Here is a 22780-nt window from a genome sequence, read left to right as displayed (position 1 = left end):
CGTCGTCCGCCTTCCCGTACACTCTCGGCGGCCCGTCGCCGGGCCGGGACTCACTGCCAGCCGAAGTCGTGCGGCCGGCTCCCCGGGGGCTCGGGCAGGACGGGGCTGCTGACCTGGTCGGACGGGGCGGCGGAGGCGTACGCGGGAGCCGAGGCGAGAACGCCGCCGCTCAGGGACAGGGCCAGGGACAGGAGGGCCGTACAGGAGAACCGGTGGAGACGCGTCATGCGGAAGCCCTTCGAACCAGCGGTGGGGAGCGTTCGACAGCACCGTGAGTTTTGTACGCGGGTGACACGACGGTGAAGGCGAGACCGCTGGACCGATGAGGCCATGGCCCCTTCCGTCCAGCATGTGGATACCCGGACCACGCGGCTTCCCGCCGCCGCGCGACAGGCGCGCCGAAGAGTAGATTTCGCCGCCCCGAGGTAATAACTCCGGCAAGAGACGGTGCTTTTAGTGTGGAGGGACGATGCTCGACCCTTTGGGTCTCGATGCCACGGCGGAGATCGTCTACCGGGCACTGCTCGCCCAGCCGTACGCGTCCCTCGCGGAGCACCGCGCCCGCACCGGCCTGACACACAATCAGTTCGACGCCGCCCTGGCGGAGTTACTGCACCTGTCCCTGGTGCGCCCGGCCGCGGGCACCGGCGGTGAGCAGCGCCTGCACGTGGTCGACCCCCGGCTGGGCCTGGAGATGCTGCTGACCCGCCGCCGCGCGCTGCTCGCCGCCGAACAGCAGCGGCTGGCGGACGGGGAGGCGGCCGTGGCCGAACTCCTCTGCGGCCTCCCCGCCTCCCACTCCGCCACCGGTGAGCCGCCGGTGGTGCACCTGGACGGTGTGGACCACGTACGGGACTACCTGGCGCGGCTCCACGAGGAGGTGGAGGAGGAGATCCTGACCTTCGCGACGGGCGGTGCGCAGACGGCGGAGAACATGCACGCCTCCCGCCCCCTCAACCAGGAGCTGCTGGAGCGCGGGGTGCGGATGCGCACGGTCTATCTCGACAGCATCCACAACCACCCGCCCACGGTGGCCCACGTGAACTGGCTGGCCTCGCTCGGCGCCGGCATCCGCACGGCCCCCTCGCTCAGCACCCGCATGATCATCACCGACCACCGCCTGGCCCTGGTCGCCCTGGACGACCAGGACTCCTCGCTCGGCGCACTCGTGGTGTCGGGCCCGGGCCTCATCGCGGCGCTGGAGGCCCTGTTCGAAAACGTCTGGGCCGACGCCGAACCCCTCGGCCCCTCCGAGAAACCCGCGGACCACTCACTGACCCGCCAACAACACGAAACCCTGCGCCTGCTGGCCCGCGGCTACACGGACGAGGCCATAGCCAAGCGCCTCGGCGTCTCCCCCCGCACCGCCCGCCGCATCGCCACCGGCCTCCTGGGCCACCTGGACGCCCGAAGCCGCTTCCAGGCCGGAGTCCACGCGGCCCAACTCGGCTACCTGCCGGCGGACGGGCCCCGGCCTTGAGAGGCGGCGAGCCCGTCCAGCGCCCCCGAAGCCCCGTGACGGGCCGGCTCAGCCCCCGTAAGGCCCCATGCCCTGACTCTGCGCATGCCCCTGCGCCAGCCCCCGAGCCTCCGCCTGCCGCGCCGCCCCACGCCCGACGGCTCCCCGCTCTCCGGCCCCGTCCCGCCGCCGGAGAACGACGAGACAGCCGACGACGGCCACGACGAGTACGGCCACGACCGAAACAACCAGGAGCATGATTTCCCCCGCTCTGCCGGTGGGACCGTGGTGCGGTCCCACGCTGATACCCCATGATCGCCTGTCGGCGGCTTGGGGGGAAGCACGGTTTTGACTCGATCGCGGACGGGGCCGCGTCCGAAAGCGCGGTGTACTGACACTGCGACGGCTCCCTAGAGTTGTATCCCGGGCTCCCGGAAGCTCTGCTGACGTTCGAGCTTCCAGAACCCGTCGGAGCCGGAACGCCAGAAGTGCCGGCCGAAGTCCGCGGAGTAGTCGTCGAGTGCGAGGCACTCACCGACGCTGCGGGGCCGCAGGCTAGGCATCGGGCAGGTCTCCCTTTGCCGCGGCAGCCGTCCTGCGGGGGATGACGACGAGGCGTTCGTCCGGGGCGACAACCAGCCCCGGAGGAAGGCGAGGCAGGTAGGAATCGGTGAGGTCCCGGCCGATGACGGCGATGTCCCCGTTCTCCAACTCCCAGATGTCCGGGCACCCCTGCTCGCCTCCCGTGGTCCCGAGCTCGGCGGGGGACTTGCCCAGGCGGCGTACCAGCGGCGACGAGGGATCGGCTTCCCAGCCCCGAATCATCACGGGCTCTCCATTCAGTCCCCCCGAAGGTAACCGAGATCACATCCGCCGCAATGCCGGGCGGCGACTTCCGGCCAGTCAGCAGAGGCCGACAGCCGCGACGTTCCCCCGCGCGCGTCAGGAGAACCGGTAAATGACCGCGACGCGCGCGGGAAGCCGGAAGGAGCCGTTGCCGATGGGGAGCGCCCGACCATGACATCGACGCCGGACCGGCTGTAGACCCGGACGGGGCCACGCAAGGGGGAGCCGCACAGGCCGTCGGGCGTCCCCGAAGGGGTGGCCGTGGTGTGGGTCTACCCCGGTGCGCGGGGAAGTGTGATCCCGGGCCAATCGGCCGGGGCGGCGGGTCCGGTGAGGGACGCGGCGAAGGCGGCCAGGGCGGCGAAATCGTCGTCCCGCAGCCCGATCCGCGGATTTACGTGGTGGAGGAGCGCCGGGCCCGGGTGGTGGGCGCTCACGTGGGCATGGTCGGCGTCGCTCTGTTCGTCGTCCACCCAGGCGAATGGGCGGCCACCCGCGTACGCGATCAACGCCTCGCACTTCCAGTGCACACCGTCGGGGCGCTCCCGGAACAGCCCGTCTCCGAAGTCCACGAACGGCAGCTCGGGCAGCCCGAGAGCGGGCCCGATCCACGTGTTCGCGCCGTTCATCCAGGTGGTGGCCCAGCACAGCTCGTACCCGAGCGCCAACAGGGCCTCGCCGTGAGCGGGGTTGAGCCATACCCGCAACGGCCGCGCGGAGGAGCGGAGCAGGCCATGCCCCGTGGCGGCGAGAGTGTCCCGGGGCACGCGGATGGTGGTGTAGTCCACGGGACGCCGTTCGGGCTGCGCGGCATACGGGTTCAGCGGTCCGTCGGCGTCCAGGAAGAGCAGGGGGCGGGCCGCCATGGGGACTCCCTCGGATGCGGGCGGGGCGGGCGGTGCGTGGCGTGAGCGTACGCACCGCTCGGGCGGAGCGTCTTGACCTTAAGTTTCATTGAGGTCGAACGATCGGGCCATGAAAACCCATGAGCATCGCCCCGGACGCCCGCTCTATTGATCGAAGGTGTCCGCCATTGACAGAATGATCGCATGTCACCCTCGAAGTCGAAGCCCATCTACTTTGGCCCCCCTCCGAACGCGGTGGAAGGGGCGTGGTTCCGTACGCATAGTGAGCTCTACGCGGCTGACGTCCACAGGTTTTCCAGGCAGGGAATCTCCGGTACGGCGCACCAGGGCGTTGACTCGATCGTGGCCAGCGGTGGTTACGCTGCCGACGAGGACCATGGCGACGTCATCATTTACACCGCGCAGGGTGGGGAGCCTGACAAGGGCGGACACATCACAGCAGACCAGGAGTTGACCGGGGTCAACGAAGGCATGCTGGTCAACTATCGGGAGGGGCTGCCCATCCGATACGTACGCGGCTTGGGCATCAAGCGACGCAAGGCGACCAAGGGCTACCGGTACCGCGGGCTCTACCTCGTTGAGGATTACTGGAGTGTCCGCACCGACCGCGGCTTCCTTATGTGGCAATTTCGTTTGGCTAAGTCGTCGGCCGTGGAGCCCTGGGAGTCGACGGAGAGGGACGACACCGCAGAGATCCGACCGGTTACGCCGCTTGAGAAGGCTGCCGCGAAATACGTGAGCGTGCAGCGGCGGGTGCGGAACACGGCTGAGGCCCGGGCAGTCAAGAACCTTTACGGGAACCTCTGTCAGATGTGCAGCATTCCCCTGGTCGTGGACGCAGAGGGTGGACGATACAGTGAGGGTGCGCATATCCACGCGCTGGGCAGGCCGCACAACGGACAGGATGTGAGCAGTAACATTCTCTGCCTCTGCCCGAACTGTCACGTTCTCTTTGATAGTGGCATGCGGCTCATCACCGATGACCTCAAGGTTGTCGATGCCTTCAGCCAGAAGGTATTGGGCGATCTGCATGTGCTGCCTGGACACGACATAGACCCCGCCTGCGTGCAGCAGCATCGCAGTCGCTGGGCGGCTCGCGTGCAGGAGATCTAGCCCAGCACCCGCACGAACGCCACCCCCCGCTCCCCGCTCAGCTCCACCGCCTCGCCCGTCTCCACGAACCCCGTCCGGCTCAGCACCGCCCGCGACGCCGCGTTCCGTACCGCCGCCCTCGCCCTGAGTGTCGTCAGGCCGTACGTCGTGCGGCACAGGCCGAAGAGCTGGTGCACCGTGGTCGTCGCCAGGCCGCGGCCCGTGGCCTTCTCCGCGAGGCGGAAGCCGAGTTCGGCGGTGCCGGCGGTGGCGTCCAGCAGGTTGAAGCGGCCCAGGATCTCGCCCGACTCCACCAGGACGTGGAAGTGGCAGGTCCCCGCGGCCTGTTCGGCGAGCAGGGCCGCGTGGCGGGCCGGGTAGCCGGCGAAGAACGCGTCGCCGCGGTCCGGGACCGACGCGGCGAAGAAGGCGCGGTTGGCCTGCTCGAACGCGAGGACGGCGGGGGCGTGGCCGGGGCGCAGGCGCTGGAGTTCGGGCATGGGCGAAGGGTACGGAGCCGGGGCGCGCCCCGGCATCCGCAATTCGCCGCCGGGGCGGCTCCGCGTCAATCCCGCATCAGCAGTCCCTACACCCGCCCCCCATGGCACCCCCGATAAGACTCCCCCGACCCGCACCAGCACCCCGCGCTCTTCGCCGGCGGCCACGGCACCGCGCGCCCCCGTGCGGCCAGGGTCGTCGCGTACTGGGGGAGGAGGTCCGGGTCCGCCGGGGACGCGGATTCGGAGGCGGCGAAGGCTTCGTAGGAGGGGACCGTGCCGCGGACGATGCCGAGGTTCGGGGTGCCCGCCGCCTGGAGGTCGCGCAGGGCCGTCTCCAGGCGGGCCAGGTGGTCCGGGTGGGAGGCGTATTCGCTGCCCAGGCCCGGGTACGCCGTGAGGAGTTCGCGGAATTCGGCGGCCGGCCAGTGCAGCACCGCCACCGGGAACGGGCGGGACAACGCCGTCCGGTACGTGCCCAGTTCGGCGCGCAGGCGGGTGATCTCGGCGCGCAGCTCGCCCGGGTCCGACGAGCCGAGCGACCACAGCCGCTTCGGGTCGTGGAGCTCGTCCAGCGGGACCGCCGCCGTGTGCAGGGTGTCCGCCAGCTCGTCCCACGCGTCGTGCGCGACGCCCATCAGGCGGCGGACCCGGTGGCGGCCGGTCAGCAGCGACTGGGTCTGGTACGGGACCTCCTCGCCCGGGGCGATCAGCAGCCGCAGGGCCGTGGAGAAGAGGTCGTGAGCCGCGTCCAGCTCGTCGTGGGCCTCCAGGGTCTCGGCCGCGATCTCCCACGGGGCCGCCTCCTGCGGGGCCGCCACGCGGACGCCGTCGATCAGCGCGCGGGCCTCCGCCTCGTGGCCGTACTCCCACAGGTTCGCGGCGCTGAGCGCCTTCACCAGATGCGGGTGCTCGGTGCGGGGGTCGCCGAGCAGTTCGTCGTAGAGCGTCGTGGCGCGGGCGCGGTCGCCGCCGAGTTCCAGGTGGGCCGCGGCCTGGAGGAGCAGCGGCTCGTGGTCCTCGGGGTACTGCGCCGCGGTGCGGAGCAGGCGCTCGGCTTCGGAGATGTGGTCGGCAGGAGTGTCGGGGCGCATGCACCACACCGTACTGCTGTGCGGGCACGCGACGGGGGCCACTCCGCGGGCCCGGGGGCGTGAGCCGGGTCGCGTTCCGGAGGTGTTGACGGCCACCGGCCACGGACCCGCCGCCGGCCCTCTAACGTGTCTCCACGTGCTCAGACGACGTCCGCAGTTGTTGTGGTTGCTGGTCCCCTACGCGCTCCACCTCGGCGCGCTGCCGTTCGTGAACCGGGTCCGGCCCGTCGTTCTCGGGCTGCCGTTCCTCTTCTTCTGGCTGCTCGGGGCGACCCTGCTGACGCCCGTCGCGGTATGGCTGACCCGGCGGGGTGACCGCCGGTGAACGCCGCCGTCGCGACCTCCGTCTTCGGGGTCTTCATGGTCGCCACCGTCGCGCTCGGGCTGCTCGCCGTACGCGGCACGCGCGGCGGCGGGGGCGGGCTCGCCGAGTGGTCGGTGGGCGGGCGCAGCCTCGGCGCCGTCTTCATCTGGGTGCTGATGGCCGGCGAGGGCTACACCAGCTTCAGCTACCTGGGCGCCGCCGGCTGGGGCTACAACTACGGGGCCCCCGTCCTGTATGTCGTCGCGTACATGTCCTGCGGTTACGCCGTCGGCTACGTCGTCGGGCCGATGCTGTGGGCGTACGCGCGCAAGCACGGTCTCGTCGGGATCACCGACATGGTGGCGCACCGCTTCGGGCGGCCCTGGCTCGGCGCGCTCGTCGCCGTCCTGGCGACCGTGTTCCTGCTGCCGTACATCCAGCTCCAGATCACCGGCATGGGCGTCGTCGTCTCGACGATCTCCTACGGGGCCGTCAGCCTGAACTGGGCGTACTTCATCGCCTTCGCCGTCACCACCGGCTTCGTCGTGGTCAGCGGGCTGCGCGGCAGCGCCTGGGTGTCCGTGCTGAAGGACCTGCTGGTCATCGTCACGCTCGGGTTCCTGGCGATCTATGTGCCCGTGCACTACTTCGACGGCTACGGGCCCTTCCTCGACCGGCTCGTCACCCAGAAGAGCGAGTGGCTGACCTTCCCCGGGCACGGGGACAGCGGCCTCGGACAGGCGTGGTTCATCACGACCTCGTTCCTGAACTCGCTCACCGTCGTGATCTTCCCGACCACCGTCGCCGGCTACCTCGGCGCGAAGAACGCCGACGTGCTGCGCCGCAACGCGATGTGGCTGCCCGCCTACAACGTCCTGCTCTTCGTGCCGATGCTGCTCGGCATGGCGGCGCTGTTCGTGGTGCCGGGGCTGGCCGGCGCCGACTCCAACCTGGCGCTCTTCAAGCTCGTCACGGACTCGCTGCCCGCCTGGTCCGTCGGCGTCATCGGGGTCGCCGCCGCGCTCTCCTCGATCGTGCCGATGGCGGTGTTCATGCTGGTCATCGGCACGATGTGGGGCCGCAGCGTGCTCTCCCTCGTGCCGCGCTGGGAGCGCCGGCAGAAGGGCGCCGCGCAGCTGGTCGTCGTGGTCGCGGGCGCCCTGGCGCTGCTCCTCACGTACACCGCCCCCAACACCCTCGTACGGCTCTCGCTCATCTCGTACGAGGGAATGGCACAGCTGCTCCCCATGGTGCTGCTGGGGCTGATGTGGCGGCGGCTGACGCTGCTCGGGGCGCTGTCCGGGCTCGTCGCCGGGGTCGGCGTGGTGTGCGGGTTCGTCTTCACGGAGCACGATCCGGTCTGGGGCGTGAACGCGGGCATCGTCGCCCTCGCCGCCAATCTGGCCGTCGCGCTCGCGGTGACGTACGCCGGTCCGCGCGAGCGCGACGAACGGCCGGACGACGAGGTGCTGGCCCGGGACGAGGTGGAAGCGGACCGGATGGCTGTCAACGTACGTTGACCGGCTCGGCCGGTCGTGTATAACGGATGGACCGACAGGAGCGCATACGGAAGGGAGGCACCGCCCATGGGCACCGACGCCATGAGCCGCGTACGCGACGGTCTCTCCCGCGTCCTGCGACCCGCCGGGCTGCTCCTCTTCCTCCTCACCGAGGTGCTTCTCGCCGAGGGCGGCAGCATCTCCGCCGCCGTCGCGCTCGCCGCCACGGCGGCCGCCGGCACCGCGCTCGTCGCCTGCTCGGTCATCAGCGCCCGCTGCGCCGCCCCGGTGCCCCGCACCCGGGTGCGCACCGCCATGCGCGACCGCGAGAAGCGCACCGCGTTCCTTCCGCAACGGGACCCGGACGCCCAGGGTCGCCGCCGCCCCCGAGCGCCGGGGCGCGCCCTCCTGACGGCCGCGTAAGGACACCTCAGCCCCTCACGTGGACCCGTCACGCCGAATCGACTTCCCGGTACGACGAGACCCCCGGAGGGCTCACCCATGTCCGCCTTCATGTCCGCATTCGCCAGCCTGGTCGGCGCCCTCGCCGATCTGCTCCACCCGCTCTTCCAGGGCGCGTCCACCGCCGCCGCGATCGTCCTGTTCACCGCGCTCGTCCGGCTCGCCGTGCACCCGCTCTCGCGGGCCGCCGCGCGCGGGCAGAAGGCGCAGCGCCGGCTTCAGCCGCAGATCGCCGAGCTGCGCAAGAAGCACGGCAAGGACCGCGAGAAGATGCAGAAGGCGCTCATGGAGCTGCACCGCGAGGAGAAGGTCTCGCCGCTCTCCGGCTGCCTGCCGAGCCTGCTCCAGATGCCGGCGTTCTTCCTGCTCTACCACCTGTTCTCCAGCCAGAAGATCGGCGGCGAGGCCAATTCGCTCCTCGGCCACCAGCTCTTCGGCGCCCCGCTCGGCGAGCGCTGGCACGACGCCCTGTCGCACGGCGGGATGTTCGGCGCGCAGGGCCTCGTCTATCTGGGCCTCTTCGCGATCGTGGCCGCCGTCGCCACCTTCAACTACGGGCGTACGAAGCGTCAGATGGCCGCCAACCCGGTCACCCCGGCGACCGGCCCCGACGGGCAGCCGATGCCCGGCATGGGCGCGATGAACCGGCTCATGCCGCTGATGTCCTTCTTCACCCTCTTCACCGTCGCCTTCGTGCCGCTGGCCGCCGCGCTGTACGTGGTCACCAGCACGACCTGGACCGCGATCGAGCGGGCCTTCCTGTACCGCGACATGACCGCGCCGGGCGCCGCGGTCGCCACGGCCGCGTAACTCCGGCGCCGGGGCAGCCCGGTCCAGGTGGTGAACAGGGTCTTGCGGAGTGATCGGACGTCTTGGAGGATCGGACAAGCCTGCGATGGCCGCTACCCATCCGACGGGCCTGATCCCGATCGAGGAGAACGACTCTTGAAGCTGCTTCGTGTGGGTACGGCGGGCGCGGAACGACCGGCGCTGCTGGACGAGGACGGAACCCTGCGAGACCTGTCGGGCGTCGTCCCCGACATCGACAGCGCCCTGTTCGCCGACGAGGACGCGCTCGCGCGGGTGCGTGCCGCCGCTGCCGCGTCCGGCGAGCTGCCGGCGCTCGACGCCGAGGGGCTGCGGGTGGGCCCGCCGCTCGCCCGTATCGGCAAGATCGTGTGCATCGGGCTGAACTACCACGACCACGCCACGGAGACCGGGGCGCCGGTCCCCGACGAGCCGATCCTGTTCTTCAAGGCCCCGGACACCGTCGTCGGGCCCGAGGACACCGTGCTCGTGCCGCGCGGCAGCGTGAAGACCGACTGGGAGGCCGAGCTGGCCGTCGTCATCGGGCGCACCGCGCGCTACCTGGAGACGGCCGAGGAAGGGCTCGCCCACGTCGCCGGGTACGCGGTCGCGCACGACGTCTCCGAGCGCGAGTTCCAGATCGAGCGCGGCGGCACCTGGGACAAGGGCAAGAACTGCGAGACGTTCAACCCGCTGGGCCCCTGGCTGGTGACCGCCGACGAGATCCCCGACCCGCAGGCCCTCGCGCTGCGGCTCTGGGTCAACGGCGAGCTGAAGCAGGACGGCAACACCGCCGACCAGATCTTCCCGGTCGGCGAGGTCGTCCGCTATGTGAGCCGGTTCATGACGCTCCACCCGGGCGACGTCATCAACACCGGCACCCCGGCCGGCGTCGCGATGGGGCAGCCCGAGCCCAAGCCGTATCTGCGGGCCGGTGACGTCGTGGAGCTGGAGGTCGAGGGCCTGGGCCGACAGCGGCAGGAGCTGAAGGACGCCTAGAGGTGCTCAGGGGCGCTTGGGGCGTCCCGATACATCGGAGGGGTGGGGTCCGTGTGTACGCGGACCCCACCCCTCCGTACGTGTCAGCCGTCGATCCGCGACACGAACCGCTCCAGCGCCTCCACCACCAGCGCGTGGTCCTCCGCCTGCGGCAGCCCCGAGACCGTCACCGAGCCGATGACGCCCGCGCCCTCGACCGCGACCGGGAACGAGCCGCCGTGCGCCGCGTACACGTCCGGGTCCAGCCGGGACGCCTCGTCGAAGGTCGTCCCCTTCGCCCGGAACCGCGTTCCCACCAGGTACGAGCTCTCGCCGTACCGCTCGACCACCCGGCGCTTGCGGTCGATCCACGCGTCGTTGTCCGCGCTCGAACCGGGCAGCGCCGCGTGGAACAGCTGCTGCGCCCCGCGCCGGATGTCGATCGCGACCGGGGCGTGCCGCTCCCGGGCCAGGGCGACCAGCAGCCCGCCGAGCGCATAGGCGTCGTCGTAGCCGAAACGCGGCAGGGTGAGCCGGCGCTCCTGGGCGATCAGCTCGGAGATGGTCGGAGCGGTGGGGTTCATACGGGCTGCTCCTCGGTTACGTGGGCGGAGGCGCCGGCGGGCCGCAGGGTGACGGTGACCCCCTCGCGGGCCGAGCGGCGGGCCGCCTCCAGGACGTCCAGGGTTTCGGCGGCCTGAAGGGCGGTCACCGGATTGTCACCCGTCCCGCGCAGCGCGTCGCTGACCGCCGCGTAGTACGCCGGGTAGTCGCCCGGGAGCGTACGGACCGGGGTGCCGCCGCCGGTGAGCGGGGACTCGCCCGCGCCGAGCCGGCCCCACAGCTCCTCGCCCTCCTCGCCCCACGGCTCGCCCGGGACCGGCCGGGCGCCCTCGCGCAGGGCGGCCTCCTGGGGGTCGAGGCCGTACTTCACGAAGCCCGCCTGCGACCCGAGCACCCGGAAGCGCGGGCCGAGCTGGGCCGTCGTGGCGCTCACGTACAGATGCGAGCGGACGCCCGAGGCGTGCGTGACCGCCACGAACGTGTCGTCGTCGGCCGCCGCGCTCGGGCGCCGCAGGTCCGATTCCGCGTACACCTGGGCCGCCGGGCCGAACAGGGTCAGCGCCTGGTCGACGACATGGCTGCCCAGGTCGTACAGCAGCCCGCCGATCTCGCGCGGGTCGCCGGACTCGCGCCAGCCGCCCTTCAGCCGCGGGCGCCACCGCTCGTACCGCGACTCGAAACGCTGGACCTCGCCGAGCACGCCGTCCGCGAGGAGTGCGCGCAGGGTGAGGAAGTCGTTGTCCCAGCGGCGGTTCTGGAAGACCGAGAGCAGCAGCCCGCGCCCCTCGGCCAGCGCGGCCAGCTCCCGCGCCTCGGCCGCCGTGCCCGCGACCGGCTTGTCCACAACCACCGGAAGCCCAGCCTCCAGCGCCGCCCGCGCCAGCGGTACGTGGGTCCTGTTCGGTGACGCGATGACGATCAGGTCCAGCTCGTCCGCCCGCTGCCACAGCTCGTCGGGTGAGCCGGCGAAGCGCACGTCCGGGTATGCGGCGCGGGCCTGGGCGCGGCGCTCCTCGTCGCGGGTGACGACCGTGTCGAGGACCAGTCCTTCGGTGGCCGTGATCAGCGGGGCGTGGAAGACGGACCCCGCCAGGCCGTAGCCGACGAGTCCGACGCGCAGGAAGGTCATGCCGTCCACTTTGGCAACGCTGTTGCCAAAGTGCAAGCGCGGGCCACAATGGTTCCGTGAACAGGAGCAACACCGGCGCGAACCTTCCCGCCCTGCGCAGCCACAACGCGGCCCTCCTCCTCGACCTGCTGCGGGTGGCCGGCGAGCGCGGCATCAGCCGGCTCGAACTCGCCGAGCGCACCGGGCTCACCCCGCAGGCCGTCAGCAAGATCACCGCCCGGCTGCGCGCCGAGGGCCTGGCCGCCGAGGCGGGCCGCCGCGCCTCCACGGGCGGCAAGCCCCGGACCGTGCTGCGGCTGGTTCCCGAGGCGGGGCACGCGGTGGGGCTGCACCTGGACCGCGACGGGCTGACCGTGGTGCTCGTGGACCTCGCGGGCGCCGTAGCCGAAAGCCGTACGGCTCCGCTGGACTTCGGGGCCCCGGCGGACGAGGTGCTGACGGCCGCCGCCGGGGCGGTCGCCGCCGTGCGGGGGGACGGGGCGCTGCCGGTGCTCGGGGTGGGCGTCGCGGTCCCGGGGCCGCTGGACCACCGGGGCGGGGTGCTGCACCGCGTCACGGGGTTCCCGCGGTGGGACGGCTACCCGCTGCGCGACGCGCTCGCCGCCCGGACCGGGCTGCCCGTGGTCCTCGACAAGGACACCAACGCCGCAGCGCTCGGCCTGGCCCTCGGCGCGGACGGCCCCGCCGACTTCGCGTACCTCCACCTCGGCACCGGCCTCGGCGCCGGTCTCGTCCTCGGCGGCGCGGTGCACCGGGGGGAGCGGACCGGGGCGGGCGAGTTCGGCCACCAGACCGTCCAGCTGGACGGCCTCCGCTGCGGCTGCGGCGGCCGCGGCTGCCTGGAGGCGCTGTGCCTGGCCGCCGTCCGCCGGGGCGACGCGGCCGAGGCGGCCCGGGTGCTCGGCACCGGCGCCGCCAACCTCGTCGGCCTCCTCGACATCGACCGCGTGGTCCTGGGCGGCCGCACGGTCGCCGCCGACCCCGACACGTACGTACGCGGAGTGCGCGCCGTCCTCGACGAGCGCTCCCGCCGCGACGGTGCGCGGGGCACCCCGGTCCCGGTCACCGCCCACGAGGGCGACCGCCCGGTCGCGGAGGGCGCGGCGCAACTGGTACTGGCCCCGCTGTTCGGCCGCGTGACCCCGGCCGGGGCGCCTGCGACGGGCTGAGCCCGCACCTCCGTCCGGGCGCACCCGCACCCCCCTCCGGCCGCACCCCCGGCACGCCTGCGGCGGGTGTGCCCGCGGGCGTGGCAGGGTCGGCCGCCCCGAGGGGTGTCCGGGGCCGTGCCGTCCGCGGCGCCCCGTTCCGGTCCTCGCCGTATGAAGTGGAGGCTGCCCTGCATGGCCCCCGAATCCGCAGAGTCCGCCGAGACCGTCGAACCGCCCGGGACCGGCCGCACCCGGCACGGTCTCGTGCTCGGGCTGGCCGCCGCGAGTGTGATGCCCGTGGTCCTCGGCGGGGCGACCGCGACCGCCGCCCCGCAGCGCAGTGCGGTCGCCGGGACGGCCAGTGGGCCGATCCGGGCGGGTGTGCCCGGTTCGGCCACCGCCGAACAGCAGCCGGGCTGCGGGAACCCCGCGTCGGCCGCCTTCCCCATCGACACCCGTATCCACGGCGGGCCCGAGATCTACGCGTCCGGCGGCGGCTACGGCACCTGGTTCCTGGACCTGACGAACACGACCACCGAGTCCTGCCGCGCGATCCACCCCGTGCTCGTCCTCACCGACGAGGAGCGGGCGCTGACCTCGGACCAGATTCAGCTTCAGTTCTCGGAGCGCGCCCGACCCGGGGTCGAGCACCGGGTGACCTGGGAGACGACCGACCGGGACGAGCACATCGGGGTCTTCGGCGGCGGGGGCGACGACGCCTTCCCCGGGTTCACGGTGCCCGCCGGACGTACCGTCACCGTCCAGGTCCGGCTGGCCTTCACCTCCGACACGAGCCCGGGCCGGATCACCGCGAACGCCGCGATCGTCCAGCGCCGGGGCGGCGGGAGCGGCACCGGGGGCGACGGTGAGTGGGTCGGCGAGTCCGAGGACTACCCGTTCTCCGTGGTCGAGCCGGGCGAGGACGGCACCGGGACCGGTGAGACGGACGGCGACCGCGAGAGCGCGGCCGGGACGGACGAGAACGAGGACGAGGGGAGCGGCACGGTGAAGGGCAAGGGCGACGAGGGATACGCGGACCCCGGCAGGACCGGCACCACCCGGCGCCCCGTGCCACCGGGCACCGACCCGGCGGGGGTCCCGCAGCTCGCCGACACCGGCATCTCCGTCCCCGTACCCCTGCCCGCCCTCACCGTCTCCGGATTCCTGATCGGCGGCGGCGCGATGGTGCTCACCGCCCGCCGGACCCGCCGCGCGGACCGCTGATCACCAGGCGGTCAGCCAGTACCTCCAGATCGAACAGTCGGCCTCAGGTGGTCCGGCATTTGGGGGGCGGCGTCGCGGGGCTGGGCACGCGCATCTGCGGCGTTGTCGTCAATCACCAACGCTCCGCGTTGGCTCAATCCTCCGCCTTGCAGCTGCACGCACCCAGCCCCGCTCCTTCTTCCACCCCCCAAATGCCGGACCACCTAAACTCAAGGCGTCGGCGCTGCACAACGCGGTGCCGCCGGCGTCCCCGCACCTGGCGTACGGCAACTGGAGTCCCACATGGCAGAGCGCAAGCCGATCTCGTCCTGGCTGACCGACATGGACGGAGTCCTCATCCACGAGGGCACCCCGATCCCCGGCGCCGACGCCTTCATCAAGCGGCTGCGTGACTCGGGACTGCCCTTCCTGGTCCTGACCAACAACTCGATCTACACCGCCCGCGACCTGCACGCCCGGCTGAACCGCATGGGCCTGGACGTGCCGGTGGAGAACATCTGGACCTCCGCCCTCGCCACCGCCCAGTTCCTGGACGACCAGCGGCCCGGCGGCACGGCGTACGTCATCGGCGAGGCCGGGCTCACCACCGCGCTGCACGACATCGGGTACGTCCTCACCGACCACGACCCGGACTACGTGGTGCTCGGCGAGACCCGTACGTACTCCTTCGAGGCGCTGACCAAGGCGATCCGGCTGATCAACGCCGGCGCCCGGTTCATCTGCACCAACCCGGACGAGACCGGCCCGTCCGCCGAGGGCCCGCTGCCCGCGACCGGCTCCGTCGCCGCCCTGATCACCAAGGCGACCGGCAAGGCCCCCTACTTCGCGGGCAAGCCGAACCCGCTGATGATGCGCACCGGGCTCAACGCGATCGGCGCGCACTCCGAGTCCAGCGCCATGATCGGCGACCGGATGGACACCGATGTGCTGGCCGGTCTGGAGGCGGGCATGCAGACCTTCCTGGTGCTCACCGGGCTGACCACGGTCGCGGACATCGACAAGTACCCGTTCCGCCCGTCCACGGTCGTGGACTCCATCGCGAACCTGGTCGACCTGGTCGACCTGGGCTGACACCGCCTTACGCGGGGCGCCGGGCCCACTCCACCGGCCTAGGGCCTGCCTGACCATTCCCGTCTGCCGCGCGGCGCCATGCACGCACTCTCGCCGCACCGGCCCCAGACCCCAGTACGTCCAGTACAGGGGTCTGGGGCCGGCACGCCGAGAGCACGCACCTGACGCCGCGCGGCCGCCCTTCGGGCAACGACGGGAATGGTCAGGCAGGCCCCAGCGCCCCCGCGCTGCGGATGCGGAAAGCCCCGGCGCGCGTGAACCTTCCATCAGGAGGTTCACGATGCGTTCCATACCCCTCACGTTCTGTGCCGCCGCACTGGCTGCGGCGACCCTGGTGCCGATCCCCGCGGCACTGGCCGAATCCGGCTCCGGCCACGAGGACTCCCGGTCCCGCGCCGCCCTGTCGGTCTCGCCCTCGTCCGTCGCCCCGGGCGGCCGGGTCGGGCTGGAGCTGTCCGGCTGCAAGGCCAAGGAGGCCGAGGGGAGCTCCGACGCCTTCGTCTCCGATGCGCGGTTCTCGTCCGGTGACGGCCGCACGCTCCACGCCGAGGCGCGCGTCCGCGCGGACGCCGAGCCCGGCGACTACGACGTCCGGGCGACCTGCGACAAGCACACCCGGGTGACCGCCACCTTCACCGTCGTGCACCGCGAGCGGCCGATGCCCGTCGCCCCGGTCCACGCGGGCGGCGGCGGCACCGCCGTGCTGGCGGGCAAGGCCGCCGAGCAGGACGGCCCCGGCACCGTCCACGAGGTGATCGGCCTCGGGCTGGCCGCCGTCGCGGCCGTCGCCGTCGCCCTCCGCAGCGTGCGCCGTCGCCGCCCGGCGGCCGACTGACATGTCCGCACCGGAGGAGGCGGCGGGGCGCGGCAGGCTGCTCACCGGGGTGACCTGGGCCGTCATCCTGCTGGGCCTGTGGCTCTGGGGCCGCGGGATCACGGACGGCTCGGGCATCGGCTCGGCCCCGACCACCGGCGACGTCGCCGCGGTCGGGCGCCCGCTCGGCGTGCCGCTGCCCCCGGCGCACCCGCCGATCGGGGGCGTCGCGCCGAAGAGCGTCGAGATCCCGTCGATCGGCGTCGAGGCCCCCGTCGTCTCCCGGGGCCTGGACGCGGAGGGCGCGATCGAGCCGCCGTCCTTCGACACGCCCCAGACGGTCGGCTGGTACGGGAACGGCACCCGGCCCGGCGCCGAGGGACCGGCCCTGTTCGTCGGCCATGTCGACACCGAGACCAAGCCCGCCGTCTTCTACGGGCTCAGCGCGGCCCGCCCCGGCGCCAAGGTCGACGTGACCCGCACGGACGGCACGGTCGCCGAATTCACCATCGACGACGTGCAGGTCCTCACTCGTGCCCGGTTCGACGCCCAGAAGGCGTACGGGCCCCGCAAGGACGGGCGGGCGGAGCTGCGGCTGATCACCTGCGGCGGCACGTACGACCAGGAGTCCCACTCGTACACCGCGAATGTGGTCGTCTCGGCCTACCTGACGGCGGAGAAGAGCGCGGGCGGGAAGGGCACGGGCGGGAAGAGCACCGCGAAGGCCGCCTGATCCGTACGGAGGACCGGTACCCGGCCCGGCCGCCGCCCGTTCCCCGGGCTGCGGCCGGGCCGGTCCTCGACCGCGGTGCGCGGGCCGCGGGAGTGGCCCGGCGCGGACACGGGAGGTCGGTGGCGTCCGGGTCCGCCGCACATCCCACTGTAGGGGGACGCTCCCCGCCCGCCCAGCCGCTTTCTGACGTTACGTCGATAACCGGTCACCCTCCGCACGCGGGGAGTGGGCGCGGAAGCGCATCGAAGAACGACCAAGGCCCCCTCGCGCGAAGCGAGGGGGCCTTGGCTGTGCGTGCGCCGCCAGGGACTCGAACCCCGGACCCGCTGATTAAGAGTCAGCTGCTCTAACCAACTGAGCTAGCGGCGCCTGCTGACCTGGAAAACTCTACCCGATCCCCGGCGGTGCTCCCGACCATCCCCTGGCCTCCCCGGCCTGTCGGATGGTCGTTTTTTCCCTTCTATCCGTCAAAATGCGGTATGTCGCGACGTAGGTCATGACCTGACGACTGCGGAGGGGAATCGCATGACTGTGCCGGCCTTCAAGGAGTACGTACCCGCCATCGACTGTCCCTGTCCAGGCTGCGCCGCCCAGCGGCGGACCGCCGCCGGGGGACTGCCCGTGCGGTACGGGGGCCACCCGGCCGCACACGGCGCGCGGCGCGCGATGGTGCTGGTCACCGCCGCCGGGGTGGTGCTCGGCGGCGGGGCCGCGGAGTCCGCCGGGGTGCCCGCCGACCCCGCCCCGGTGCCCGGCACGGGCGTGCCGGCCGGGATCGGCCCGCTGCCGGACAGCCCCCAGGGGCTGCCGGGTCCGCTGCGCGGGGCCGGTGCGCCGGGCCCGGCGGCGGCCCAGGCCGCGGCGCCCGAGCCGCGGGCGACGACCCGGACCGAGATCATCAACCGCGCGAAGAAGTGGCTGGACGCGCAGGTCCCGTACAGCATGTCGAAATACTGGTCGGACGGTTACCGGCAGGACTGCTCCGGCTATGTGTCGATGGCCTGGAACCTGCCGGGCAACGAGTGGACCGGCAGCCTCGCCGCGTACGGCACCCGCATCGCCCGCGAGGACCTTCAGCCGGGCGACATCCTGCTCTTCCACAACCTCGCCGACCCCGGGAACGGCTCGCACGTCACGATCTTCGGCGGCTGGACCGACTACACGCACACGCACTACACGGCGTACGAGCAGACCAAGCCGCACACCCGCAAGCAGACGACGCCCATGGCGTACTGGACCAACTCCGCCAGCTATGTCGCCTACCGCTACAAGGGCCTGAGCACGGGGAAGGCCGGCAGCGAGGCGGAGAAGGACCCGTTCCCGGGTGCGGCGAAGTTCGGGCCCCGCGCCAATAACGCGTACGTGACCCGGCTCGGCGCGATGCTCGTCGCCCGGGGCGGCAAGCGCTTCTACAAGATCGGCCCCGACCCGGTCTGGACCGACGCCGACCGCCGGGCCACCCAGGCGTTCCAGCAGGCCCAGGGGTGGAAGGGCGCCGAGGCCGACGGCATCCCCGGCCCCGACACCTGGCAGCTGCTGGTGACCGGAACCGGCCGCGACATCCCCGCCGCGAGCGGGCAGAGCGGGCCGCAGGCGGCTCCGGCCTTCCCCGGACGGGGGTATTTCCGGCCGGGTCAGTCCAACAGCCATGTCGACCGGCTCGGAAAACAGTTGGTGAAGAAGGGGTACGGCGCGCACTACCGCATCGGCCCCAGCCCCCGGTGGACCGAGGCGGACCGGCGCAATGTCGAGACCTTCCAGAAGGCCCAGGGCTGGCGGGGGACGGAGGCCGACGGCTATCCGGGCCCGGAGACCTGGCGGCGACTCTTCGCGTGACACGACGCACATGACGGAGGCGGAAATGCGATCCACGGTGTCGGACAGCTCCGGAAACCCGGAGCACGGCCAGGAGACGGAATACGGAGCGGTGCCGGTACGGGAATGGGTCGGCCCGGGCGGAGCGGGCAGCGTCACGGACGCCTGGGCCGCGGGGGCCGCCGCGGACGAGCCGGTCGCCGAGGGGCTGCCGGTCCGGGGCGCCACCCCGGCCGCGACCCGCACCCTCGAACCACCCCCGCTCTTCGGACCGGTGGCGGTGTCGGTGCCCTCGGACGACGAGGTGGTGGTCGAGGTCGCGGGGGCGGCCGCTCCGGATGACAGCGGTTCCGGTTCCGTCGTCGATCTGGTGCTCGATCTCCCGTCGGGTGAGGAGGACCGCGGGGTCTCGCTCGGGGCCGCTTCGGCTTCCGTTTCGGTGCCGGAGGAAGCGCGCCCGGAAGAGGTGCCCGCGCCGGAACCCGTAAAGGACGCCGAGCCCGAGGACGCGGCACCCGAGGACACCGCGGCCAAGGACACCGCGCCGCCGGAGGATGCCGTGCCCCTCGTGGAGGCGCCCCGGCCCGAGCCCGTCCTCGCGCTCACCGGGGCCCGGGTGCCCGGGCCCGACCCGGTGCGGGACAGCGGCCGGCACCAGGCGGTCATCGCCAACGAGCGCACCGCGTCCATCCCCGTGCACCTCCTCTTCCGCGAGGACCAGCGCGCCGGCGCCGCCGCCGTGCCGCCCACCGTCGTGCGGCCGGGCGGTGGCGACCCCGGGGCCGGGGTGCGGCGGCCGCCCGTGCCGAGGACGCCGCGGGTGCGGCCCTCGACCCGGCCCGCCCCCGACGCCGACCCCCGGCTGCGCGAGCGGCCCGGGCCCGCGCTGCCCGGCTGGGTCGCGCTGCTCACCGGCTGCGGCGGGACCGTGGCGGCGGGCGGCGTCCTGTGGTGGACCGGGGCGGTCCCGGCCGCCCTGCTCGCCCGGGCCGGGCTCGGGCCGCGCCCGTACGAAGGGCTGCCCACCGGTGCCTGGGCGGCGCTCGTGTTCCTGGCGGCCGTGGTGCTCTTCGCGCTCGGCGGCCTCGGCCGGGGGCGGGTCGGGCACGCCTGGGTGCTCACGCTCTTCGGGCAGTACCGGGGCAGCGTGCGGCGCACCGGTCTGGTGTGGGTCAGCCCGCTGCTGCTGCGCCGCCGGATCGACGTACGGCTGCGGCACTGGCGCAGCGAGCCGCTGCCCGCCGTGGACGCGAACGGCACCGCGCTGCGGGTCGTCGTCCAGGTCGTGTGGCGGGTCAAGGACACCGTGCGGGCGGCGCTCGGGATCGAGGACCACGAGGCGTATCTGCGCGAGCAGGTGGAGGCCGCGATGGCCCGGGTCCTGTCCCAGCTGCCCGCCGACGCCTTCCACGAGGACGCGCACACCCTGCGCAACGCGGAGGCGGTCGGCGACGCGCTGACCCGGATGCTGAAGGCGGACTGCGAGCCGGTCGGCGTCGAGGTGTACTCGGCCCAGCCGACCGGGATCGAGTACGCGCCGGAGGTGGCGGCGGCCATGCAGCGGCGCCGGATCGCGGCGATCGACGCGCAGCACCGGGACAGCGTGCTGACCTCGGTGGTGGACGCGGTGGACGACACCGTCAGCCGGCTCACCGAACGAGGGCTCGTGGAGCTGGACGACTACGAACGGAAGGCGCTGGTAAAGGACTTGACGGTGGCGTTCTACGTCGGGCGGACCGGGGGCGACGGCAGCTGAAGGGGCGCGGGGGGAGGTTCCGGGACAACCGGAATCCCGCGCTCATTGGTCTGGACATGGTCAAGGCACGGCAATAATCTAAGCCTTGGTCTAGACCGCAGAACGCGCGTACGCAGCAGTGCTCATGGAACCCCACTCCCCCCACGATCCGAGGAGCGACATCTCATGCGTATGAAGGCAAGCGCGGCCCTGGTCGGCCTTGCGGTAGCGGGCGTCTCGATGTTCGCGACGAGCAGCGCCAGCAGCCACGGCTACACGGACAACCCGATCAGCCGTCAGAAGCTGTGCGCCAACGGCACGGTGACCGGCTGCGGCAACATCCAGTGGGAGCCGCAGAGCGTCGAGGGCCCGAAGGGCTTCCCGGAGGCCGGGCCGGCCGACGGGTCGATCTGCTCCGCCGGTCACGGCGAGTTCGCCCAGCTGGACGACCCGCGTGGCGGCGACTGGCCCGCCACCAAGGTGACCGCCGGTCAGGGCTTCAGCTTCCGCTGGCAGTTCACCGCCCGGCACGCCACGTCGGACTTCCGGTACTACATCACCAAGGACGGCTGGGACCCCACCAAGCCGCTCACCCGGGCCGACCTGGAGCCGCAGCCCTTCATGACGGTGCCGTACGGCGGCAAGCAGCCCCCGGCGACACTGACCCAGCAGGGCACCATCCCCACCCAGAAGTCCGGGAAGCACATCATCCTGAGCGTCTGGAACGTCGCGGACACGGCCAACGCGTTCTACGCGTGCTCGGACGTGCAGTTCTGATGTGAGGCAGTGACGCGGCGAACCCCGGGGAGTCCGAGGACTCTCCGGGGTTTCGCTGTGCCGGTACGGGTCAGACCCGGGCCGGGACCGGAGCCGTGGCCGGGATTTCGGCGGCCGGAGCCGGCCGGGTCGCCCGGCGCAGCAGGGTCGCCGCGAGCACCGCGCCGGTCAGCAGGATCAGCGACCCGGTCACCGAGGCGAGGTGCATGCTGTGGACGAAGGCGTCCCGGCCGATCGCGATCAGCGATTCGTCGCCGGTGGCCAGCGCGCCCGGCAGGGTCTTGCGGGCGGCCTCGGGGGCGGCGGCGGGCATGTCCGCCCGGTAGACCGCGGTGGCGACGGCACCCAGCAGGGCCATGCCCAGCGCCCCGCCGAACTCCTGCCCGGTCTCCAGCAGCGAGGCGGCCGAGCCGGCCTTCTCTGGCGGGCTGACGGCCATCGCCATGTCCGAGACGAGCGCCATCACCGCGACGATGCCGCTGCTCATCACGGCCGAGCCGATCAGCAGCAGGACCAGCGAGTCGGTCCCGGCCAGCGTGAACACCCCGAAGCCCGCCGCGCCGACGGCGAACCCGCCGCAGACCACGTACGCCCGCTGGACCCGCTGGGCGAGAGCGGTCGCCGCGGGCGCCGCCGCACCGACCGCCAGGGACGGGGCCAGGCTCCACAGCGCGGCCTCCATCGTGCTCATGCCGAGCACCGACTGGAGGTACTGGGTGGTGAAGAAGGCCGAGCCCATCATCGCGAAGGCGGCCAGTGCGTTGAGCCCGATTCCGGTGCCGAAGCCGCGGCCACGGAACAGTTCCCGGCTGATCATCGCGTCGGAGCGGGTCCGCTGCCGGTGGACGAAGACCCAGCCGACGGCCAGCCCGGCCGCGATCACCGCGGCCCACGCGATGTCGAGCCCGTGGGCGGCGCTCTCCTTGATGCCGTAGACCACCGGCAGCACCGCGCCCATGGAGAGCGGGACGCTCAGGAAGTCGAAGCGGCCCGGGTCCGGGTCCTTGAACTCCGGTACCAGCAGCGGCACCAGCACCAGCAGCAGCACCATCGCGGGCACGTTGATCAGGAAGACCGAACCCCACCAGAAGTGCTGGAGCATCACCCCGCTGAGCACCGAGCCGAGCGCGACTCCGCCGGCCATGGCGCCCGACCAGATGCCGATCGCCTTCGCCCGCTGCTGCTCGTTCCGGAACATGTTGCGCACGAGCCCGATCGTGGAGGGCATCAGCGTCGCCCCGCCGATCCCGAGGACCGCCCGGGCCGCGATCAGCATCTCCGGGCTGTTCGCGTAGGCCGCACAGACCGAGGCGGCGCCGAAGGCGAGCGCCCCGATCATCAGCAGCCTGCGGCGGCCGATGCGGTCGCCCAGTGAGCCCATCGTGATGAGGAGGCCGGCCAGGGCGAAGGCGTACACATCGAAGATCCACAGCTGCTGGGTGGCGCTGGGGGCGAGGTCCCGGTCGATGGACGGGATCGCGAAGAAGAGGACGGAGACGTCCATCGAGACGAGGAGGAGGGGGAGGAGCAGGACCAGGAAGGCGGTCCACTCCCGACGTCCGGCGAGTGCGCCGGGGGCGGCGGTGGTGCTCGTGGGGTTCGTCATGCCAAGGAATATACGGACGTTTAAAACAGCTGTCTAGTACGAATGTGTAAAACGTTCGTACATGGCTGTGGGCGGCGCAAAAGGGCAGCACAAAACGCACGAGGCGGTCTCCGTGGATACGGAAACCGCCTCGTGCGTTGTCTGTGCGCCGCCAGGGACTCGAACCCCGGACCCGCTGATTAAGAGTCAGCTGCTCTAACCAACTGAGCTAGCGGCGCCTGCTGACGTGAAAATAATACCTGGTCCGGAGGGGTGCT

At 72.4% G+C, this 22780-nt stretch carries 24 protein-coding genes and 2 tRNA genes; 15 read left to right on the top strand and 11 right to left on the bottom strand.

The features are described from left to right. Positions 1 to 50: 50 nt before the first annotated feature. Positions 51 to 227 carry a hypothetical protein gene (locus OG338_RS09510; protein WP_405936903.1) on the bottom strand — a complete coding sequence of 59 codons (177 nt, stop codon included), beginning with the start codon at positions 225 to 227 and terminating at the stop codon, positions 51 to 53. 242 nt (positions 228 to 469) lie between these two features. Between OG338_RS09510 and OG338_RS09505 the strand changes: the two genes are divergently transcribed. Then, positions 470 to 1480, top strand: a complete 1011-nt coding sequence (locus OG338_RS09505) for a LuxR C-terminal-related transcriptional regulator (RefSeq protein WP_405936902.1) — start codon at positions 470 to 472, stop codon at positions 1478 to 1480. A 389-nt stretch (positions 1481 to 1869) separates the two neighbouring features. Here OG338_RS09505 and OG338_RS09500 read toward each other — a convergent pair whose 3' ends face one another. The 3 genes from OG338_RS09500 to OG338_RS09490 form a co-directional block, all read right to left on the bottom strand. Then, positions 1870 to 2022, bottom strand: coding sequence for a hypothetical protein (locus OG338_RS09500; RefSeq protein ID WP_405936901.1), 153 nt, complete (start codon positions 2020 to 2022; stop codon positions 1870 to 1872). Next, the gene (locus tag OG338_RS09495) at positions 2015 to 2284 is read right to left on the bottom strand and encodes a hypothetical protein (protein ID WP_405940368.1); all 270 of its coding nucleotides are present in this window, start codon (positions 2282 to 2284) and stop codon (positions 2015 to 2017) included. The genes OG338_RS09500 and OG338_RS09495 overlap by 8 nt, the downstream gene beginning before the upstream one ends. 293 nt (positions 2285 to 2577) lie before the next feature. Then, positions 2578 to 3171: a hypothetical protein gene (locus OG338_RS09490; RefSeq protein WP_405936900.1), complete on the bottom strand. Its 594-nt coding sequence runs from the start codon at positions 3169 to 3171 to the stop codon at positions 2578 to 2580. Between the two features lie 183 nt (positions 3172 to 3354). On the opposite strand from OG338_RS09490, the gene OG338_RS09485 reads away from it, so the two are divergent. After that, positions 3355 to 4284: a YDG/SRA domain-containing protein gene (locus tag OG338_RS09485; RefSeq protein WP_405936899.1), complete on the top strand. Its 930-nt coding sequence runs from the start codon at positions 3355 to 3357 to the stop codon at positions 4282 to 4284. Here the strand turns inward: OG338_RS09485 and OG338_RS09480 are convergent. Next, positions 4281 to 4763, bottom strand: coding sequence for a GNAT family N-acetyltransferase (locus tag OG338_RS09480; RefSeq protein WP_405936898.1), 483 nt, complete (start codon positions 4761 to 4763; stop codon positions 4281 to 4283). The two genes, OG338_RS09485 and OG338_RS09480, sit on opposite strands and share 4 nt — an antisense overlap. An 86-nt stretch (positions 4764 to 4849) precedes the next feature. Next, a complete protein-coding gene (locus tag OG338_RS09475) occupies positions 4850 to 5854 on the bottom strand; it encodes a hypothetical protein (protein ID WP_405936897.1) in 1005 nt (334 codons plus the stop codon). 166 nt (positions 5855 to 6020) lie between these two features. Between OG338_RS09475 and OG338_RS09470 the strand changes: the two genes are divergently transcribed. From OG338_RS09470 to OG338_RS09450, 5 genes are all read left to right on the top strand, one after another. Continuing rightward, a complete protein-coding gene (locus OG338_RS09470) occupies positions 6021 to 6179 on the top strand; it encodes a DUF3311 domain-containing protein (RefSeq protein ID WP_405940367.1) in 159 nt (52 codons plus the stop codon). Further along, on the top strand, positions 6176 to 7678 hold the full coding sequence (locus tag OG338_RS09465; protein WP_405936896.1) for a sodium:solute symporter: 1503 nt from the start codon (positions 6176 to 6178) through the stop codon (positions 7676 to 7678). The genes OG338_RS09470 and OG338_RS09465 overlap by 4 nt, the downstream gene beginning before the upstream one ends. A gap of 66 nt (positions 7679 to 7744) precedes the next feature. Then, on the top strand, positions 7745 to 8080 hold the full coding sequence (locus tag OG338_RS09460) for a DUF6412 domain-containing protein (protein ID WP_405936895.1): 336 nt from the start codon (positions 7745 to 7747) through the stop codon (positions 8078 to 8080). A gap of 78 nt (positions 8081 to 8158) precedes the next feature. Beyond that, positions 8159 to 8929 carry a YidC/Oxa1 family membrane protein insertase gene (locus OG338_RS09455; protein WP_405936894.1) on the top strand — a complete coding sequence of 257 codons (771 nt, stop codon included), beginning with the start codon at positions 8159 to 8161 and terminating at the stop codon, positions 8927 to 8929. A 135-nt stretch (positions 8930 to 9064) separates the two neighbouring features. Continuing rightward, on the top strand, positions 9065 to 9925 hold the full coding sequence (locus OG338_RS09450; protein ID WP_405936893.1) for a fumarylacetoacetate hydrolase family protein: 861 nt from the start codon (positions 9065 to 9067) through the stop codon (positions 9923 to 9925). An 83-nt stretch (positions 9926 to 10008) separates the two neighbouring features. Here the strand turns inward: OG338_RS09450 and OG338_RS09445 are convergent, their stop codons facing one another. Next, complete coding sequence (locus OG338_RS09445; protein WP_405936892.1) at positions 10009 to 10488, bottom strand: heme-degrading domain-containing protein; 480 nt, start codon at positions 10486 to 10488, stop codon at positions 10009 to 10011. Beyond that, entirely contained in the window at positions 10485 to 11597 is a 1113-nt protein-coding gene (locus tag OG338_RS09440; protein WP_405936891.1) for a Gfo/Idh/MocA family oxidoreductase, read from the bottom strand. Before OG338_RS09440 ends, OG338_RS09445 begins: the two co-directional genes overlap by 4 nt. Before the next feature lie 56 nt (positions 11598 to 11653). Here OG338_RS09440 and OG338_RS09435 point away from each other — a divergent pair, with 56 nt between their 5' ends. The 5 genes from OG338_RS09435 to OG338_RS09415 all read left to right on the top strand — a co-directional run bounded on the left by OG338_RS09435 (position 11654) and on the right by OG338_RS09415 (position 16590). Next, the gene (locus OG338_RS09435; RefSeq protein ID WP_405936890.1) at positions 11654 to 12766 is read left to right on the top strand and encodes an ROK family protein; all 1113 of its coding nucleotides are present in this window, start codon (positions 11654 to 11656) and stop codon (positions 12764 to 12766) included. Between the two features lie 174 nt (positions 12767 to 12940). Beyond that, the gene (locus OG338_RS09430) at positions 12941 to 13972 is read left to right on the top strand and encodes a hypothetical protein (RefSeq protein WP_405936889.1); all 1032 of its coding nucleotides are present in this window, start codon (positions 12941 to 12943) and stop codon (positions 13970 to 13972) included. A gap of 282 nt (positions 13973 to 14254) precedes the next feature. Then, entirely contained in the window at positions 14255 to 15043 is a 789-nt protein-coding gene (locus OG338_RS09425; RefSeq protein ID WP_405936888.1) for an HAD-IIA family hydrolase, read from the top strand. A 280-nt stretch (positions 15044 to 15323) separates the two neighbouring features. After that, entirely contained in the window at positions 15324 to 15878 is a 555-nt protein-coding gene (locus OG338_RS09420) for a hypothetical protein (RefSeq protein WP_405936887.1), read from the top strand. Position 15879: 1 nt separating this feature from the next. Continuing rightward, complete coding sequence (locus tag OG338_RS09415) at positions 15880 to 16590, top strand: class F sortase (RefSeq protein ID WP_405936886.1); 711 nt, start codon at positions 15880 to 15882, stop codon at positions 16588 to 16590. A 295-nt stretch (positions 16591 to 16885) separates the two neighbouring features. Here the strand turns inward: OG338_RS09415 and OG338_RS09410 are convergent. Next, positions 16886 to 16959, bottom strand: a tRNA-Lys gene (locus OG338_RS09410). 156 nt (positions 16960 to 17115) lie between these two features. Here OG338_RS09410 and OG338_RS09405 point away from each other — a divergent pair. The 3 genes from OG338_RS09405 to OG338_RS09395 all read left to right on the top strand — a co-directional run bounded on the left by OG338_RS09405 (position 17116) and on the right by OG338_RS09395 (position 20917). Further along, entirely contained in the window at positions 17116 to 18426 is a 1311-nt protein-coding gene (locus tag OG338_RS09405; protein WP_405936885.1) for a peptidoglycan-binding protein, read from the top strand. Positions 18427 to 18451: 25 nt separating this feature from the next. Then, positions 18452 to 20161, top strand: coding sequence for an SPFH domain-containing protein (locus tag OG338_RS09400; RefSeq protein ID WP_405936884.1), 1710 nt, complete (start codon positions 18452 to 18454; stop codon positions 20159 to 20161). Between the two features lie 165 nt (positions 20162 to 20326). After that, positions 20327 to 20917, top strand: coding sequence for a lytic polysaccharide monooxygenase (locus OG338_RS09395; protein ID WP_405936883.1), 591 nt, complete (start codon positions 20327 to 20329; stop codon positions 20915 to 20917). Between the two features lie 70 nt (positions 20918 to 20987). Here OG338_RS09395 and OG338_RS09390 read toward each other — a convergent pair whose 3' ends face one another. Together OG338_RS09390 and OG338_RS09385 are read right to left on the bottom strand one after the other, a co-directional pair. Continuing rightward, entirely contained in the window at positions 20988 to 22523 is a 1536-nt protein-coding gene (locus OG338_RS09390; RefSeq protein WP_405936882.1) for an MFS transporter, read from the bottom strand. A gap of 144 nt (positions 22524 to 22667) precedes the next feature. Further along, positions 22668 to 22741, bottom strand: a tRNA-Lys gene (locus tag OG338_RS09385). Positions 22742 to 22780: the final 39 nt, after the last annotated feature.

The organism is Streptomyces sp. NBC_00726 (assembly GCF_045161735.1).
In the GTDB taxonomy this organism is placed as follows: Bacteria; Actinomycetota; Actinomycetes; order Streptomycetales; family Streptomycetaceae; genus Streptomyces.
This window is presented reverse-complemented; position numbering and strand designations above follow the sequence as displayed.

What these genes read in the sequence shown, in the direction of transcription:
- OG338_RS09510 (WP_405936903.1), bottom strand. Translation starts at nt 227, where the DNA reads ATGACGCGTCTCCACCGGTTCTCCTGTACGGCCCTCCTGTCCCTGGCC.
- OG338_RS09505 (WP_405936902.1), top strand. Translation starts at nt 470, where the DNA reads ATGCTCGACCCTTTGGGTCTCGATGCCACGGCGGAGATCGTCTACCGG.
- OG338_RS09500 (WP_405936901.1), bottom strand. Translation starts at nt 2,022, where the DNA reads ATGCCTAGCCTGCGGCCCCGCAGCGTCGGTGAGTGCCTCGCACTCGAC.
- OG338_RS09495 (WP_405940368.1), bottom strand. Translation starts at nt 2,284, where the DNA reads ATGATTCGGGGCTGGGAAGCCGATCCCTCGTCGCCGCTGGTACGCCGC.
- OG338_RS09490 (WP_405936900.1), bottom strand. Translation starts at nt 3,171, where the DNA reads ATGGCGGCCCGCCCCCTGCTCTTCCTGGACGCCGACGGACCGCTGAAC.
- OG338_RS09485 (WP_405936899.1), top strand. Translation starts at nt 3,355, where the DNA reads ATGTCACCCTCGAAGTCGAAGCCCATCTACTTTGGCCCCCCTCCGAAC.
- OG338_RS09480 (WP_405936898.1), bottom strand. Translation starts at nt 4,763, where the DNA reads ATGCCCGAACTCCAGCGCCTGCGCCCCGGCCACGCCCCCGCCGTCCTC.
- OG338_RS09475 (WP_405936897.1), bottom strand. Translation starts at nt 5,854, where the DNA reads ATGCGCCCCGACACTCCTGCCGACCACATCTCCGAAGCCGAGCGCCTG.
- OG338_RS09460 (WP_405936895.1), top strand. Translation starts at nt 7,745, where the DNA reads ATGGGCACCGACGCCATGAGCCGCGTACGCGACGGTCTCTCCCGCGTC.
- OG338_RS09455 (WP_405936894.1), top strand. Translation starts at nt 8,159, where the DNA reads ATGTCCGCCTTCATGTCCGCATTCGCCAGCCTGGTCGGCGCCCTCGCC.
- OG338_RS09445 (WP_405936892.1), bottom strand. Translation starts at nt 10,488, where the DNA reads ATGAACCCCACCGCTCCGACCATCTCCGAGCTGATCGCCCAGGAGCGC.
- OG338_RS09440 (WP_405936891.1), bottom strand. Translation starts at nt 11,597, where the DNA reads ATGACCTTCCTGCGCGTCGGACTCGTCGGCTACGGCCTGGCGGGGTCC.
- OG338_RS09430 (WP_405936889.1), top strand. Translation starts at nt 12,941, where the DNA reads ATGGCCCCCGAATCCGCAGAGTCCGCCGAGACCGTCGAACCGCCCGGG.
- OG338_RS09425 (WP_405936888.1), top strand. Translation starts at nt 14,255, where the DNA reads ATGGCAGAGCGCAAGCCGATCTCGTCCTGGCTGACCGACATGGACGGA.
- OG338_RS09420 (WP_405936887.1), top strand. Translation starts at nt 15,324, where the DNA reads ATGCGTTCCATACCCCTCACGTTCTGTGCCGCCGCACTGGCTGCGGCG.
- OG338_RS09415 (WP_405936886.1), top strand. Translation starts at nt 15,880, where the DNA reads ATGTCCGCACCGGAGGAGGCGGCGGGGCGCGGCAGGCTGCTCACCGGG.
- OG338_RS09405 (WP_405936885.1), top strand. Translation starts at nt 17,116, where the DNA reads ATGACTGTGCCGGCCTTCAAGGAGTACGTACCCGCCATCGACTGTCCC.
- OG338_RS09400 (WP_405936884.1), top strand. Translation starts at nt 18,452, where the DNA reads ATGCGATCCACGGTGTCGGACAGCTCCGGAAACCCGGAGCACGGCCAG.
- OG338_RS09395 (WP_405936883.1), top strand. Translation starts at nt 20,327, where the DNA reads ATGCGTATGAAGGCAAGCGCGGCCCTGGTCGGCCTTGCGGTAGCGGGC.
- OG338_RS09390 (WP_405936882.1), bottom strand. Translation starts at nt 22,523, where the DNA reads ATGACGAACCCCACGAGCACCACCGCCGCCCCCGGCGCACTCGCCGGA.